At 39.1% G+C, this 15,734-nt stretch carries 14 protein-coding genes; 11 read left to right on the top strand and 3 right to left on the bottom strand.

The features are described from left to right. Positions 1–17 precede the first annotated feature (17 nt). Positions 18–731 (top strand): response regulator, encoded by a 714-nt coding sequence (locus AXW61_RS14875; RefSeq protein WP_004692355.1) that lies wholly within the window; start codon positions 18–20, stop codon positions 729–731. Between the two features lie 188 nt (positions 732–919). On the opposite strand, the gene AXW61_RS14870 is transcribed toward AXW61_RS14875, so the two are convergent. Together AXW61_RS14870 and AXW61_RS17900 are read right to left on the bottom strand one after the other, a co-directional pair. Beyond that, positions 920–1,252, bottom strand: coding sequence for a transposase (locus tag AXW61_RS14870; protein ID WP_004692353.1), 333 nt, complete (start codon positions 1,250–1,252; stop codon positions 920–922). Further along, positions 1,200–1,514 (bottom strand): transposase family protein, encoded by a 315-nt coding sequence (locus tag AXW61_RS17900; RefSeq protein WP_026057330.1) that lies wholly within the window; start codon positions 1,512–1,514, stop codon positions 1,200–1,202. Before AXW61_RS17900 ends, AXW61_RS14870 begins: the two co-directional genes overlap by 53 nt. A gap of 331 nt (positions 1,515–1,845) precedes the next feature. On the opposite strand from AXW61_RS17900, the gene AXW61_RS14865 reads away from it, so the two are divergent. Together AXW61_RS14865 and AXW61_RS17935 are read left to right on the top strand one after the other, a co-directional pair. Beyond that, entirely contained in the window at positions 1,846–3,261 is a 1,416-nt protein-coding gene (locus tag AXW61_RS14865; protein WP_062034929.1) for a glutamine synthetase family protein, read from the top strand. A 10-nt stretch (positions 3,262–3,271) separates the two neighbouring features. Continuing rightward, a complete protein-coding gene (locus tag AXW61_RS17935; protein WP_004692350.1) occupies positions 3,272–3,487 on the top strand; it encodes a hypothetical protein in 216 nt (71 codons plus the stop codon). A 45-nt stretch (positions 3,488–3,532) separates the two neighbouring features. Here AXW61_RS17935 and AXW61_RS14855 read toward each other — a convergent pair whose 3' ends face one another. Then, on the bottom strand, positions 3,533–4,312 hold the full coding sequence (locus AXW61_RS14855; protein ID WP_004692349.1) for a TorF family putative porin: 780 nt from the start codon (positions 4,310–4,312) through the stop codon (positions 3,533–3,535). A 163-nt stretch (positions 4,313–4,475) separates the two neighbouring features. Between AXW61_RS14855 and AXW61_RS14850 the strand changes: the two genes are divergently transcribed. The 8 genes from AXW61_RS14850 to AXW61_RS14815 all read left to right on the top strand — a co-directional run bounded on the left by AXW61_RS14850 (position 4,476) and on the right by AXW61_RS14815 (position 14,796). Continuing rightward, positions 4,476–4,697, top strand: coding sequence for a hypothetical protein (locus tag AXW61_RS14850; RefSeq protein ID WP_062034927.1), 222 nt, complete (start codon positions 4,476–4,478; stop codon positions 4,695–4,697). A 242-nt stretch (positions 4,698–4,939) separates the two neighbouring features. Further along, positions 4,940–6,670, top strand: coding sequence for a class I SAM-dependent DNA methyltransferase (locus AXW61_RS14845; protein ID WP_053579583.1), 1,731 nt, complete (start codon positions 4,940–4,942; stop codon positions 6,668–6,670). Continuing rightward, positions 6,660–8,063 (top strand): helix-turn-helix domain-containing protein, encoded by a 1,404-nt coding sequence (locus AXW61_RS14840; protein ID WP_062034925.1) that lies wholly within the window; start codon positions 6,660–6,662, stop codon positions 8,061–8,063. The genes AXW61_RS14845 and AXW61_RS14840 overlap by 11 nt, the downstream gene beginning before the upstream one ends. Beyond that, on the top strand, positions 8,060–9,355 hold the full coding sequence (locus tag AXW61_RS14835) for a restriction endonuclease subunit S (protein ID WP_240487479.1): 1,296 nt from the start codon (positions 8,060–8,062) through the stop codon (positions 9,353–9,355). Before AXW61_RS14840 ends, AXW61_RS14835 begins: the two co-directional genes overlap by 4 nt. 16 nt (positions 9,356–9,371) lie before the next feature. After that, positions 9,372–9,929: a hypothetical protein gene (locus AXW61_RS14830; protein ID WP_062034923.1), complete on the top strand. Its 558-nt coding sequence runs from the start codon at positions 9,372–9,374 to the stop codon at positions 9,927–9,929. A 2-nt stretch (positions 9,930–9,931) separates the two neighbouring features. Beyond that, complete coding sequence (locus AXW61_RS14825; RefSeq protein ID WP_062034921.1) at positions 9,932–10,837, top strand: Kiwa anti-phage protein KwaB-like domain-containing protein; 906 nt, start codon at positions 9,932–9,934, stop codon at positions 10,835–10,837. Positions 10,838–10,854: 17 nt separating this feature from the next. Then, the gene (locus tag AXW61_RS14820) at positions 10,855–13,959 is read left to right on the top strand and encodes a type I restriction endonuclease subunit R (RefSeq protein WP_062034920.1); all 3,105 of its coding nucleotides are present in this window, start codon (positions 10,855–10,857) and stop codon (positions 13,957–13,959) included. A gap of 219 nt (positions 13,960–14,178) precedes the next feature. Further along, positions 14,179–14,796, top strand: coding sequence for a DUF805 domain-containing protein (locus tag AXW61_RS14815; protein ID WP_004281638.1), 618 nt, complete (start codon positions 14,179–14,181; stop codon positions 14,794–14,796). Positions 14,797–15,734 lie beyond the last annotated feature (938 nt).

Below are 15,734 nucleotides of genomic sequence, written 5' to 3'. Positions count from 1 at the left end.
AGCTTTTAGGTGGGAAAATGCCAGAACAGAATGAATCAGCCAGCTCCATGACCAATGTCTTGATTATTGATGATGAAAATCAGATTCGAAAATTCTTGGATATAGCACTCAGAGCGCAAGGCTATAAAACCCTTTTGGCTGAAAATGGCCAAAAGGGTTTGGAACTCCTAGCTTTGCAAGGCGCAGATTTAGTGATCCTCGATTTGGGTTTGCCAGATTTGGATGGTTATGAGGTTTTGTCTGAGCTTCGCACATGGTCGCACGTTCCAGTGATAGTGCTGTCTGTGCGGGCAAATGAAGAAGAAAAAGTGAAGCTTCTGGATGCTGGCGCAAATGATTATGTCACCAAGCCGTTTAGTGTTCAGGAGCTGGTGGCGCGCATTCGTGTACTGCTTAGGCAGCACCAGCATAGTACTGTTGATACTGTAATTTTTGATGATGGCGTATTAAAAATCGATTTTTCCAAACGGCAGGTTTTTTTAAATCAACAATTGCTCTCCTTAACACGCAAAGAATATCAGCTGCTGAATTTATTGGCGAAAAATAAAGGCCAATTGATTACTCAGCCGCAAATATTGAAAGAGCTGTGGGGGCCAACGCACCAAGAAGATACGCATTATTTACGGATTCTGGTGGCTAAATTAAGAGTGAAGTTAAATGATAATGCTGTGCAGCCTAAATATATTATTACTGAACCGGGAGTGGGTTTGCGATTTTTGAAGATTTATTAATATTAAATATGCCATTTATTTTACATGAGTAATTAGACCTCTTTCATAAATCATTTTTTGCTCAGTTCCAAGTTGTAGATTCCAGCGATTAAATTGAATCTCAAACTAAGCCTTTTACATCTATTTCGATAACGCTCAGCAAGGATTTTGAAGGTTTTCAGGTTGCCAAATACATGCTCAATTCCGATTCATCTTTTATTGATTTCTTGATTATAGATTTTCAATTCAGGATCCAATTTACAGTGTCTTTTGGCTTTTAATGGCAACAGGCTATTCGGATACAACACATAAATCCGCTGATAGCCTTTATCTGCCAGGATAAAAGCCCCAAAAGGAATCTGGTTTAAATTGCGTTTGAACAACTCGAAATCATGCACTGCCCCGCGACTGGCACATAAACTCAGAATTTGCTGAGTTTTGTAGTGAATCATGGCTTGTACTTTAAAGGTATGGGTCTTTTTTTTGCCGCTATAGCTTTTCTTCTGTTTTTTTAGGCCTTTGGATTGGAATTTCCGTGGCATCCACGATCACAACATTCCAGTCGATGCCTTCGCCCTCGGGTAAATCTTTGGGTAAATTAAACAGATTGGACCGAAGCAGGCAGTCTTCAACATGACGGACAATTCTTGAGGCTGTGGGCTCTGAAACCCCGTAACTCGTCGCAACGTGAAATAAGGTTCGGTATTCCCGCCAATAGCTCAGACAGAGCAGAACCTGATCCTCCAGGCTTAACTTGGGCGGTCTGTCTTTGGCAGAGACATGCTTCTGCAATTGCTCAACCATCAAATAGAAAGTTGACCATGAGATGCCTGTGTATCGCTTGAACTGAGGATCAGAAAGCTTGTTTGAATCGATGTATTTCATCCGCAGATTATGCACGAATGCCAAGAAATCCGGAGTGCAAATATTAACCAAAAAGAAGATCGTTTTTTGATTTATGAAAGAGATCTATTGTTATTTTTATGTTTTAACTTATTTTAAATTAGCTTTTTCGTGGTTTTAATAGTTTAAAAAATAATCATATTAGTTGGGTGCTTTTTTACGGTTTATTTACGTTACATTCGGTAGAACTTGTTTTATTTTGATCATTGTTAATATTTAACAGGACAAAATAATGAGTAATTTACTCATGGCTAGACATAATATAGCTGACGAAAAAGCGGTCCCTGAATCCATGCCATCTGCGCGTCAATGCTGCGATATTGAAGATATTCTATTTTCAGAAGAAATCGAAAACTATCTGCAGCGCTATCCCAATACCCGTCATGTTGAGATTTGCCTGCACGATCTGAATGGTCATGTCCGCGGCAAGCGCATAGATATTGTCGGTCTAAAAAATATTGCACAAGGCTGTTATTTCCCAATGTCTATTTATGCCATGAGTCTTGATGGAGAAGTGATTGAAGAATCGGGTTTAGGAAAATCGATCGGTGAGCCGGATTATTTATGTAAACCTATATTGGGAAGCCTGCAGCCCTGCGCTTTAAATCCAGAGTCCAAGGCACAGTTATTCCTAACCATGAAAGATGACAATCATCAAGATTGCGAAGTTGAACCGCGCAATATTTTAAAAAAAAGTTTAAGAGCGCTGCATGATCAAAACTTTTATCCTTGCATGGCCGTAGAATTGGAGTTTTATTTATTTGACAGCAATGAAAAATCTGGCTCCAATCAGATTTATTTAAATCAATGTTTTGATGTGAATGCGCAAGATAAATATCAAGACGTTCTGGATGAAATTGAACGGATTGCCCTTTTGCAGGGGATTCAGATTACAGGCTTAGTCTCGGAATCATCTTCCGGGCAATACGAAATTAATATTCAGCATAGCGGTGATATTTTGAAGCTATGCGATCAGATCATGATGCTAAAGCGCACCATTAAGCAAGTCGCTGTAGAACATGGGTTACATGCAAGCTTTTTGGCTAAGCCTGATCTGAATAAAGCGGGCAGCGGCATGCACTTTCACATGAGTTTGTTAAATCAAGACCAGCAGAATATTTTCAGCATGAAGCAGAATCCTTTACCGTCACGGCAATTATTAAAGGCGATCAGCGGGCTGATAGTCTTGCTGCCGCCGTCCATGGCGGTGCTTGCCCCGAATGTAAACTCATTCCGCCGGTTTAAAGCTGGAAACCATGTGCCCTTAGAAGCTAATTGGGGCATGAATAACCGCAATGTGGCCATTCGCATACCATGTTCGGACAATGAAAATCAACGCTTGGAATATCGTGTTGCAGGTGCGGATTGCAATCCTTATTTAACTGCAGCCCTGATTTTGATCGGCACACTGCATGGGTTGACACAGAATCTAGAAATTCCACAGCAAGCCACTCAGATAAAAAATAAACATCAGCCGCACTTTTTAAGTACGAATCAGCTGGATGCTTTAACATTTTTTCACCGGAATACTGTTTTGCAAAAATATCTCGGCAAAAGATTTATGGAATTATGGTGTGCAGTTAAACGTGCTGAGCATCAGTATATGTACAGCCAAATTACTTTGATCGAACAACATTGGGATATTTAACTGCTTAAAAATGTATAACACGATAAATAATGAAGATGATGCTAGAAATCAGAAGCTCAATGAAGAATTATATTTGAAGTATAGTTTACAGGAAATTGATTCTGACATTTTAGTAAAGAAATACCAGTATGCGTCAAAAAGTATGAAAAAAATAATTCATACTATTTTTAAAGAAAGAGGTTTTAATCGAAGTGAGATAGATCATATATTGAAATCACTCAAGTAAAATAATTATGCCAATAGTATTGCTGATACTATTGGCATTTAACTTTTAAAAAGATTTAGTCAGGGTGAATACTGCTTCAGTTTTTACCCCTTTTTTATTTTGACTTGTAAAGTCTTTGGTTTTTAAATTACTACCAACCGCTGCTAATTCTGCATTTATTCCCATTGGCTTATAGCGGTAAGTTGCACCAATTTTCCAATCAAAAAAATGGTCTTTTGCTTCAGAACCATAAATGTCCTGATTTGCTTTGGAATAACCTAAGCTAACATTTGTGCCAAAATTAGTTTGAGCAATCGGTGTAGCATATAAGACATTAAAATACCAATTTGAGATATCTTTACCTATACTGTCACTGGCAGCTTTGCCGCCATAGTTATAGGTATAGCTTATGCTTGGTGTAAAGCTATCGTTCTGATGCAGCAACGCATTAAAGATCATTTTGAAATAGTATTCATTATAATTTAAATCGCTGTTGCCGATGTAATTGTAGCGCAGCATGCCAAGATCAACTGCAGGATGGATTGAACCTAGCGCGATTGGCGCTGTATAGCCGATCTGGGGATCCAGTTCTAAATTTACTTCGTCATCAAAATCAACATTCGATGCAAATGCAGCAAGATAAAATCCTGAAGCATGGCTTAAAACAAAGTTTCCCTGCAAGGCCGGATCATTCTGGGTTTGCGTTTGGCCGCGCCAGCGGTAGTCGCTGGCCAATGATACATTACCTGAAAAGCTTAAAGCGGGAGAGCTTTCATCTCCAGTAGCAAAAGCATAACTTGAATAGAGCGGTATAAGGCTAAAAAGTAGATGGTATAATTTTTTCATAACACTTTAAATTAGTAGTCATTGAAGTAATGTATGTTATGGTTTAATTTATTGATATATAATAAAATTATCGTAAATTTTGCGTAAAATAAGTATAAAATATAAGATGAATATTTTTTAAAGTCGCAGATTCAAATCCCAAGTGCAACACATTTGTAGTTAGTTGAAAAAGTTAGGTGTATTCATAGAATCATTAGACTTTACCGCAAGGAAGGGTTTCGCCAATGCCAAATTTGAGGTGCATGCAGAGGAAGGGTTAGAGGTGCTGGAGGAATACTATCCTGAACAAGAACAGAACCGGGCGGTGGAGCAACAAGCTTCGCATGAAGGGTTTGTGCAGGATATTCAGCAGGGGTTGCAGCAATCAGTCAGACCCGTCAACTAATCGATTAGTTGGAAAAGAGCAGCTTTCTAGGTTGCTCTTTTTTTTTACGACAGTATTAGTCGTGGGAGTTGTCAAAGTACTATTTTAGCTATAGTTATCCCGTTAAAATGACAAGACTTAATTAATCTCTATTTTTTTGTTAAGTGCATGACTTTTAATAGGTCGCAGATATGCTAACTTAGCAACATTGTTTAACATTAAGTATAAAACCAAAGCGGTTGATCTTGGATTGAGGAAATAAAATGCATTCATTGGAACAAAAGTTTCTAAATGACTTAGATGACAAGCTTTGGAAAGCCGCCGATAAATTACGCAGCAGTCTAGATGCAGCCAACTATAAGCATATTGTTCTAGGGTTGATTTTCTTAAAGTACGTTTCTGATGCCTTTGATGAACGACAGTCTGAGCTCAAGACTTTATTCGCTCATCATGATGACAACAATATCTACTACATGGCACGTGATCACTATGATAGCGATGAAGAATACCAACAGGCTATTGCTGACGAACTAGAAATACTGGATTACTACCAAGAAAAAAACGTGTTTTGGGTGCCAAAAGCAGGCCGCTGGTCAAATATCCGTGATGCAGCCGCTTTACCAATTGGCTCAATCATTTGGCAGGATGAACAAGGTGCAGACGTCAAACTGCGTTCGGTATCATGGCTGATTGACAATGCTTTAGATGAAATTGAAAAAGCCAATCCAAAGCTTAAAGGTATCCTGAATCGCATTGGTCAGTACCAGCTGGACAATGACAAGCTACTTGATCTGATCAATACCTTCTCTGACACCAGCTTTACTAAGCCTGAATATAATGGTGAAAAACTCAGTCTGCACAGTAAAGATATTCTCGGGCATGTTTACGAATACTTTTTGGGACAGTTTGCCTTGGCTGAAGGCAAGCAGGGTGGTCAGTACTATACGCCTAAAAGCATCGTCACCTTGATCGTTGAAATGTTGCAGCCTTATAAAGGTCGTGTGTATGACCCTGCAATGGGTTCAGGTGGATTCTTCGTATCCAGTGAAAAGTTCATTGAACAGCATGCTCAGGAAAAGCATTACAAAGCCTCCGAACAGAAAAAGCATATTTCTATTTATGGGCAGGAAAGCAACCCGACCACATGGAAATTGGCTGCTATGAACATGGCGATTCGTGGGATTGATTTTAATTTCGGTAAAAAGAATGCAGACAGCTTTTTAGAGGATCAGCATCCAGACTTGCGTGCTGACTTTGTTATGGCCAATCCGCCTTTTAATATCAAGGATTGGTGGCATGCTTCTCTAGAAAATGATGTGCGCTGGAAGTATGGTACACCGCCACAAGGTAATGCTAACTTTGCTTGGATGCAACACATGCTGCACCATTTGTCACCTACAGGCAGTATGGCATTGCTACTTGCCAATGGTTCGATGAGCTCAAATACCAATAATGAAGGTGAGATCCGTAAGAACCTGATTGAAGCCGATCTGGTGGAATGTATTGTCGCATTACCAGGACAACTGTTCACCAACACGCAAATTCCAGCCTGTATCTGGTTTCTAACCAAGGACAAAAAGAATGGCTTGTCTTTAGATAAAAAGAAAGCCAACCGTGAAGGCAAGACCCTGTTTATCGATGCCCGTAATTTGGGCTATATGAAAGATCGTGTGCTACGTGACTTTACCGATGCGGATATTGCTAAAATCACCAATGCTTTACATGCTTGGCAACAAGGTGAAAACTTTGAAGGCGAAGCGTATCAAGATGAGAAAGGTTTCTGCTTCTCTGCTGAGTTAAAAGATATTCAGAAGCATGACTACGTACTGACTCCGGGACGTTATGTGGGTGCAGTCGAGCAGGAAGATGATGGCGAGCCATTCGCTGAGAAAATGTTACGTTTGACTGCTCAGCTCAAAGAGCAATTTGCTGAAAGTGCGGTCTTGGAAAGTGAGATTAAAAAGAATCTAAAGGGCTTGGGCTATGAGTTCTGATCATCCTTTATTGCAAGAAATTCAGAAGGGTGAAAGTCAAACTCTTGAATTTAAAGAGCAGTTACCGAAAGGGCAACAGGTGGCAAAGACCCTGATTGCTTTTGCCAATACCAGTGGTGGTAAGCTGGTAGTTGGTGTAAGTGATGATCGCCAACTCGTAGGTATTCAAGATGATATTTTTGAGTTGCAAGATCAGATCACTTCGATGATCAATGAACTGTGTGCGCCCAATATTCTGCCGTATATCTATATCGAGAATATCCAAGGCATTGAGTTGCTGGTGATTGAAGTCAGTCGTGGTTCATTGTTGCCTTATTATCTCAAGCCGCAAGGCAAGGCACAGGGGACGTATATCCGTTTAGGTGCAAGCAATCGTTTGGCATCGCCTGAGTATATCCAGCAACTTGAATTGCAACGTCTGAACCAAACTTTTGATGAACAGCCGAATCCACAATACAGTTTAGATGACATCGATTTACAACCTTTACAACAAGCCTTTACTGGGGTAGGTAAAGAATTGTCTTTGCAGAAAATGCGTAATCTTAAATTGATCATTCAGCAGAATGGACAGGATTACCCAAGTCATGGGTTACTCATTTTGTTGGGGCTTTATGAGCAGGTTGAGATTAAATGTAGCCGCTTTAAAGGCACGACCATGACGGTGTTTTTGGATAAAAAAGAATACCGTGGAGACTTATTTAGTCAGTTAAAGCAAACAGAGCAATTCATCAAAAACCATCTGCATCTACGTGCTGAAATTTTAGGGTTACAACGTACAGAAAGTTATGAAATTCCAATCCCAGCCATTCGTGAAGCCTTGGTGAATGCAGTGTTGCATCGTGACTATAGCAATGCAGGGCGTGATATCAAGGTTGGCATTTATGATGACATTTTGAATATCGTATCGCCAGGTGGATTGCCAAATGGACTGACTGAAGAAGATTTGGCACAAGGTCGTTCAGAGATTCGTAACCGTGTCTTGGCTCGTGTGTTTAAAGAATTGGGTTATATCGAGCAGTGGGGCAGTGGGATTGCTCGTATTAAAGATCTATGTTTACAGGCAGGTAATGCCGAACCTCAATTGAAAGCACAAGGTGATTTTGTCGATTGGGAGTTTTATCGTCCTTCGACTGAGCAAGTAGGTGGCTCAATCGGTGGCTCAATCGGTGGCTCAATCCAAGAGAGTATGCTGACAGATCGGCAAAAAGAGATCTTGGTTTTAATTCAGCACAACCCGAAAGTTTCCTATCGCTATATGGCAGAGCAGCTCGATATTAATGAGTCAGCAGTAAAAAAGCATTTGAATCATTTAAAAGATACGGGTTGGCTTGAGCGTGTAGATGGAACGCGAGGCTATTGGGCGATTAAGAAAGAGTTTGGGGGTGAGGTGTGAATGCTAGTTGGAGTCATATGCTATTAGGTGATCTCATTGAGCTAAAACGTGGATATGATTTACCTAAAAAACAACGAGTAGCAGGACATGTTCCACTCATTTCTTCTGCTGGACTATCTGATTGTCATGACGAGGCAAAGGTTAAAGGGCCTGGTGTGATAACTGGGCGATATGGAACAATTGGAGAAGTTTTTTACATTAAGGATGATTTCTGGCCGCTTAACACGACGCTTTATGTAAAGGACTTTAAAGGGAATCATCCAAAGTTCATTTATTATTTTTTGAAAACTATTAATTACTTGCAATTCAGTGATAAAGCAGCAGTTCCTGGGGTTAATCGGAATCATTTGCATAAAGCATCTATTTTGGTGCCTCTAAATATTGACGAGCAAAAACAAATAGCAAAAATCCTTTCTGATCTAGATGACAAAATCCATCTCAACAACCAAATCAACCAAACTTTAGAATCTATTGCCCAAGCCCTCTTTAAAAGTTGGTTTGTCGACTTCGATCCTGTCCGTGCCAAAATTGCAGCAAAACAAGAAGGCAAAGATTCTGAACTTGCTGCGATGTGTATTATTAGCGGTAAAAGTGAAGACGAGATTCAGCAAATGCCTGAAGGTGACTTTGCAGAGTTACAAGCGACTGCCGCACTGTTTCCTGAAGAGTTCGTAGAAAGTGAGTTAGGGGAAGTGCCGAAGGGGTGGGAGGTTTCAACAGTTGGAGAACAAGTCCAAGCAGTTGGAGGAGGGACGCCTTCAACTAAAAACGCTGATTTTTGGGATAATGGAATTCATTATTGGACAACACCTAAAGACTTATCAAATTTAACAGATAAAATTCTGTTAAATACAGAAAGAAAACTAACTGATACTGGACTGAAAAAAATTAGCTCAGGATTATTACCAAAAAATACGGTGTTGATGTCATCCCGTGCACCAGTTGGTTATTTGGCTCTAGCTAAAATTGAAGTAGCTATTAACCAAGGCTATATAGCAATTTTGCCAAATACGAAATATTCGGCTGAATATTTAATTCAGTGGTGTGAAGCTAATATGGCTGAAATCAAAGGACGTGCATCAGGTACGACATTTCTGGAAATAAGTAAGAAAAACTTCAGAGAAATTAATTTTATTTGCTCAGATGAAAAAGTAGTTACTGTTTATACTAAAACAGCTAAAACGCTATATGATGAAATTTCATTAAAAGCAGAAGAAAATCAGAGTTTAATTAATTTAAGAGATACTTTATTGCCGAAGTTATTATCGGGTGAGTTGGAGGTTTTAACCTAATTAGTGAGGTTTAAAGATGATAAATAGTAGAATTGAAACCCTAGGATTTATACGTGTAATGATGGTGTTAAGTAGTTTTTCACCATTATTTATTCTATGGGCGTTAAGGGGAAATGAAAAAGTATCAGATTTATACCTGATACCTATTTGTGCTTTATTTGTTATTGTTCCTAATTTTTTTTTATGGCTTAGAATTTCATTAGCTAAAAAGAACAATGATAAACGGACACTTGAGGTTGGGACAGCAGATGACCATAAGGATCATATTCTGGTATACCTGTTTGCAACTTTGCTACCGTTCTACTCTGTCGGTATAGAGAGTATGCGAGATGTTTGGACAACTGTAGTAGCTTTGTTTTTTGTGTTTTTTTTATTTTTACATTTGAACTTACATTACATGAATATAATTTTTGCAATCGTGGGCTATCAAATTTTTACAATTTGTCCAATAGACGATAATAATTCTGTAAGTGGGAAAGTTCCTCAAGTATTGATAACAAAGAGAGCTATAGTTTCAAAAGGGGACTCGATAATAGCTTATCGGTTAAGTAATACAGTTTTTCTGGAGATATAATTGTGGCGCTGGATTTTGATTTAAATAATGTAACGTGTATTGAATTTGGTGTAGGCAGAGAAGTTGAACCTAATAATCAACAATGTTTTGAAGTAGTACCGATAGATATTACTGTACAAACTGCATTACTAGAAATGGTCTCTAATACTTTAGATATAATGCAGAATCATAGTCCAAATCTTAATATTTATCAGCCATCTGAAAAACATGCTGGGATTGAATATTTATATTTACCTTTATCCAATGAATTAGCTCAAACAATGAAAGGCTTGCATGAGGCAACAAATATAACAATAAATTCCAATGCTCTCGATAATACAACAGAGATATTTTGCTATTTTGCTAGATTCACTGATCAGTCAGGTAAAAAATTGACTGCTTTACGTAGAGCAATCCAGTTTAAGGGTGTTTTGAAAAATAAATTAGTTAGGATTTGTGATGATAGTTTGAAAATAGTAGAGGATAAAATATTTAAATTGGATACAGATTTTGATCTTCTAATTGATAATACTAATATTTACATGATCAGACCGAGTGCATTTGAGTTTGCTGGAAAGTTACAAGAAGCAATATTACAAGCTGTTCCAATGAATATTGCATCAATTGCAGCTGATCTTACATATGTTGATTTTACAAGTTTACAGGCATATGCGGAGCAGCGACCTCGTGCTGCTAGATATATTGCATCCATTAAGTCTCAGGCTGAAACCCAAAATATTAATCAAGGACGTTTAGAGCTATTGTGCAGACATACTGGCGTTTCTTTAGATATTCAAAATGGTAAAATATTCGTTAAAAGTGGATGTGAAATGGGTTTTCTAGAGGTATTAGATCGACGTCGCTATCGTTTAGAGTTAATTGATGGGCAAGCTGAAAATTTCAAAGCATCAAGCAGAAGTAAAATATAAAAATTGAGATTGAATCCATGAACGAAACACAACTCGAAAACCTATGCCTAGAATGGTTCTCTGAAAATGGCTGGGAAGTCGTTCATGGTGTTGATATTGCGCCTGACAGTAGCAATCCTTTACGCAAAGACTATAAACAAGTTTTGATTGAAGCAGACTTACAGACCGCTTTTGAACGCTTAAATCCACATTTGCCAGTGAGCTGTTTTGAACAAGTTTTACTGAAATTGAGCAAACCTGAAAGTCTGGACTTGATCACCAATAACCGTGCTTTTCATCGCATGTTACTGGAAGGTGTGCCTGTCACGTATAAGAAACAGGACGATTGGGTACATGACCATGCCTTCTTGCTGGACTTCAACCATGTGCAGCAAAACCGTTTTGTTGCGGTCAATCAATTTACGATTCTAGGCACTAAACAACCTCGACGCCCTGACATCATCTGTTTTATCAATGGTATTCCGTTTGCCGTGTTGGAGCTAAAAAGCCCAACCGATGAAAATGCAGATATCTGGGATGCCTTTAACCAGCTGCAAACTTACAAAGAAGAAATCTCCGATCTGTTTGTCTTTAATGAAGCTTTGGTAGTCAGTGATGGTGTAACAGCACGTGTCGGTTCACTCACAGCGAATCAGGAACGTTTTTTGCCGTGGCGTACGATCAAGAATGAAGATGATAAACCTGCCTTAGAGTGGGAGCTGGAAACGGTTGTTCGAGGTTTTTTTGATAGAGAGCTGTTTCTAGATTACATCCGATTCTTTGTGCTATTTGAAACTGATGGTGAAAAGACCATTAAGAAAATTGCAGGCTATCATCAGTTCCATGCGGTTAGGGAAGCGGTTCAAGCGACCATTACAGCAGCCCATCCAACTGGGGACAAAAAAGCAGGCGTTGTGTGGCATACCCAAGGCTCGGGTAAAAGTATCTCCATGTGTTGCTATGCAGGTAAACTTTTACAGCAGCCCGCTATGCACAACCCAACCTTGTTAATCGTGACTGACCGTAATGACTTGGATGGACAGCTCTTTGAAACCTTTAGCAATGCTCAAGAATTATTAAAGCAAACCCCAGTACAAGCCAATAACCGTGATGAGCTAAGACAGCTTTTGGCTGAGCGTGAGTCTGGTGGAATCATTTTTACTACAGTACAAAAGTTTGCATTATTAGATGGTGAGAGTGAGCATCCATTATTGAATGGACGCCATAATATTGTTGTGATGTCAGATGAAGCACATCGTAGCCAATATGGTTTGAAAGCAAAACTAAACAATGATGGCACATACAAGTTCGGCTATGCCAAGCACATGCGTGATGCTTTAAAGAATGCTGCTTTTATTGGCTTTACTGGAACTCCAATCTCAAGTGAAGATAAAGACACCCGAGCCGTCTTTGGCGACTATGTCTCCATCTATGATATTCAGGATGCCGTCGATGATGGTGCAACAGTCCCAATCTACTACGAATCACGCTTGGCAAAGTTAGATATTAATCAGGCTGAAATCGAAGAGCTATCTGATCAAGTTGATGAGGTTGTAGAAGATGAAGAAGATGTTGGTAACCGAGAAAAGACTAAAAGTGAGTGGAGCCGACTAGAAAAGCTGGTGGGTGCCACACCACGGCTGAAACAGATTGCTGCTGATTTAGTCGCACACTTTGAAGCCCGTACAGAAGCCACGGCGGGTAAAGGCATGATTGTGACCATGAGCCGCGAGATCTGTGTCCACCTTTACAATGAGATTATTGCCTTACGTCCAGATTGGCATGACCCTGATCCTGAAAAAGGCAAAATCAAAATTGTGATGACGGGTTCAGCTTCAGATAAACCATTATTACAGCCGCATATCTACAATAAGCAAACTAAAAAACGCCTTGAGAAACGCTTTAAGGACGTAAACGATCCTTTACAACTGGTGATTGTACGCGATATGTGGCTTACAGGTTTTGATGCACCGTGTACGCACACCATGTATATCGACAAACCGATGAAGGGGCACAACCTCATGCAGGCCATTGCACGTGTGAATCGTGTCTTTAAAGATAAGCAGGGTGGACTAGTTGTCGACTATATCGGCATTGCTAATGAATTGAAGCAAGCCTTAAAAACCTATACCGATGCGAAAGGTAAAGGTGAGCCGACTTTACGTGCAGAAGAAGCCTATGCAGTTCTTGCTGAAAAGATGGATGCCATACGAGGAATGTTTGCCAAAACCAATGAACAGGTAGGCATGGATTTAAGTGCTTACGAAACTCAGGCACACCGACTGATTATCCCCGCAGCTAACTATGTGCTGAGCTTGAAGGATGGTAAAAAGCGTTTTCTTGATTTAGTTCTGGCAATCAATAAAGCCTTCTCTTTATGCAGCACCTTGGATGAAGCGAAGAACCTGCACAAAGAAATTGCCTTGTACTCAGCCATTAAAGCGGTCATTAGCAAGCATACCTCTGTAGATCGTAAACTGTCGCAAGCTGAAAAGGACAGTACGCTAAAACAGATTCTGGATAATGCTGTCATTGCTGATGGTGTAACAGATGTCTTTGCAATGTGTGGTTTGGATAAACCCAATATTGGCTTGCTTTCAGATGAGTTCTTGGAAGATGTACGGCAGATGCCATACCGTAATTTGGCAGTTGAACTTCTGGAAAAGTTGTTGAATGACGGCATTAAAGCAAAGACTCGAAACAATGTGGTACAGGAAAAACGCTTCTCTGACCGTTTGCAGGAAACCTTGAGGAAATACAATAACCGAGCGATTGAAACTTCTCAGGTCATTGAGGAACTTATTCAAATGGCGAAAGAGTTTCAGGCCGAGATGCAGCGTGAAGCTGCACTTGGTTTGAATCCTGATGAAATCGCTTTCTACGATGCCTTGGCGAATAATGAAAGTGCTGTCAGAGAGCTTGGAGACGATACTCTGAAGCAGATCGCCCGCGAAATTACCGAGAAGCTTAGGAGGTCAACGACAGTGGATTGGCAGGTTCGGGATAGTGTGCGTGCTCAGCTGAAAATATTAGTACGTCGTACTTTGCAGCGTTGGAAGTATCCACCTGATAAAGCAGCTGAAGCGATTGAGTTAGTGATGAAGCAGGCTGAGCAGTTGTCGAATGCTTGGACGAGTGGATAAGTCAAATTCAATCAATATTAGACTTGTAAATGATCCAAAACTCCATACATATTTTTTAAATGAATTATAAGGATAAAATATTTTTTATCCTTATAATTCATTGTCTTTAGTGAGGAAATAATACTAAAATAGCAATTTGATTAAATGAAATATAACACTTTTTTGTAAAATCGAAATTTTAATGAAAATTAAAATATTAAATTAAGGGGTAGCACCAGAATGAAAGGTACATTATTAGATTTTAGTATTCAAACAAATGAAGGGATTATTACTGGTCAAGATAATAATCGATATAAGTTTACAGGTGCTGAGTGGAAAGAAAATGTTTCCCCAAGCCGCGGACAGCAAGTCGATTTTGAAGTCAGTGAGTCTGGTCAGGCTGTTGGTATTTATCTTGAGTATCCAGCTCAAGCTCTAGCAAAAAAACAAATTTCTGCATCAACAGGCACAGCTGTAGAATTAAAAGATGAAGCAAATTATAACCTTCTCGACTGGTCAATGAAATGTATGCGGAAGTATGTCGATTTTTCTGGGCGTGCAAGACGTAAAGAGTATTGGTATTTCTACCTATTCCAGATTATTGTCGGATTCGGTCTAGGGATAATTGCTGCCATACTTGACTTAAGTGATGATGGGTTGAATGGTATTATGGCTTTGATGTATTTAGTCTTTTTACTACCGAACTTATCTGTTCTTGCACGCCGACTGCATGACGTGAATCGTTCTGGATGGTGGATGCTTATTTCATTGACAATTATTGGACTTATTCCTCTATTTATTTGGTTGGTTTCAGAAACAAAGCAAGAATCAAACCAATGGGGACAACCTGCAAAATAATTGAGCTAAGGGCTTTCTGCTAGTTTGTGGGAAGCCTTATTTTCTGTTCAAATTATGCTGCATCAAGTGAATGCTATACAATAAATTATGATTATCACCTTGGCACGTAATTGAGATAAGCATTGCTTTTTAAGTATTCGTAGACTTTGAGGATGCTGTGTTTTAATCTCAAGCATATTTTATTAACTTTTTTAGCTTTGACTGCCTGTTAAATTATCAGAATAAATAATAATGACTGGATATTTTACACCAAATTTACGCCACTAAAATTCAAAAATACTATAAATAATTGTTTTTAAAGGGTAAAATTTATCATGATGTCCAATCCATCATCGGTGCAACACTGATTCGTGGAGATTGAGGGGTTTCAATGGTTTTGTCAGTATTCATTAAAAAATCAGGCTCTTGATCAGTGTTTATCAGCTTTTGTCTGCAAAGACATGGTGAACAACCTATGTCTTAGAGCGGAAGCGGTGCAAAGAAATATGTGGGAAATTACATGAAAATCAGATGTCGCAAAGCCAAAGCATCAATCCATTTATTGAGCACGATACAGCACAATGTAATGAGCTGAAATGCATTCATTACCGATAGGAGGATCTTTGGGAGTGGACGAAAAATGAAACTCGGTGCTTCATTTTTATTCAGGTATTTCCGATAGCACGCAATACTATCACAAAAATGGAATACATTCATTGAGAGGTATTATCTGCTTTTATCAACCTTAGAACTTATAATTAATGGTAAGAGGAGCAGCCAATATTCATTAGATACATTGAAATATAGAAAACAGAATGTTTTTTTCGATAGAACATTCACACTGAACTTGTGGGATTTATCAATCATTAGATCTCTTTCATAAATCAAAAAACGACCTATCTATTGCTGATTATTTGTACCGAAGAATCTTAAACATTCAGGCATAATCTTTGAATGAA

This window comes from Acinetobacter sp. BMW17, from assembly GCF_001592855.1.
Taxonomy (GTDB): Bacteria; Pseudomonadota; Gammaproteobacteria; order Pseudomonadales; family Moraxellaceae; genus Acinetobacter; species Acinetobacter johnsonii.
This window is presented reverse-complemented; position numbering and strand designations above follow the sequence as displayed.

Bases quoted from the DNA above. Each gene is read 5' to 3' on its own strand.
- AXW61_RS14875 (WP_004692355.1), top strand. From the start codon at position 18: ATGCCAGAACAGAATGAATCAGCCAGCTCCATGACCAATGTCTTGATT.
- AXW61_RS14870 (WP_004692353.1), bottom strand. From the start codon at position 1,252: ATGCCACGGAAATTCCAATCCAAAGGCCTAAAAAAACAGAAGAAAAGC.
- AXW61_RS17900 (WP_026057330.1), bottom strand. From the start codon at position 1,514: ATGGTTGAGCAATTGCAGAAGCATGTCTCTGCCAAAGACAGACCGCCC.
- AXW61_RS14865 (WP_062034929.1), top strand. From the start codon at position 1,846: ATGAGTAATTTACTCATGGCTAGACATAATATAGCTGACGAAAAAGCG.
- AXW61_RS17935 (WP_004692350.1), top strand. From the start codon at position 3,272: ATGTATAACACGATAAATAATGAAGATGATGCTAGAAATCAGAAGCTC.
- AXW61_RS14855 (WP_004692349.1), bottom strand. From the start codon at position 4,312: ATGAAAAAATTATACCATCTACTTTTTAGCCTTATACCGCTCTATTCA.
- AXW61_RS14845 (WP_053579583.1), top strand. From the start codon at position 4,940: ATGCATTCATTGGAACAAAAGTTTCTAAATGACTTAGATGACAAGCTT.
- AXW61_RS14840 (WP_062034925.1), top strand. From the start codon at position 6,660: ATGAGTTCTGATCATCCTTTATTGCAAGAAATTCAGAAGGGTGAAAGT.
- AXW61_RS14830 (WP_062034923.1), top strand. From the start codon at position 9,372: ATGATAAATAGTAGAATTGAAACCCTAGGATTTATACGTGTAATGATG.
- AXW61_RS14820 (WP_062034920.1), top strand. From the start codon at position 10,855: ATGAACGAAACACAACTCGAAAACCTATGCCTAGAATGGTTCTCTGAA.
- AXW61_RS14815 (WP_004281638.1), top strand. From the start codon at position 14,179: ATGAAAGGTACATTATTAGATTTTAGTATTCAAACAAATGAAGGGATT.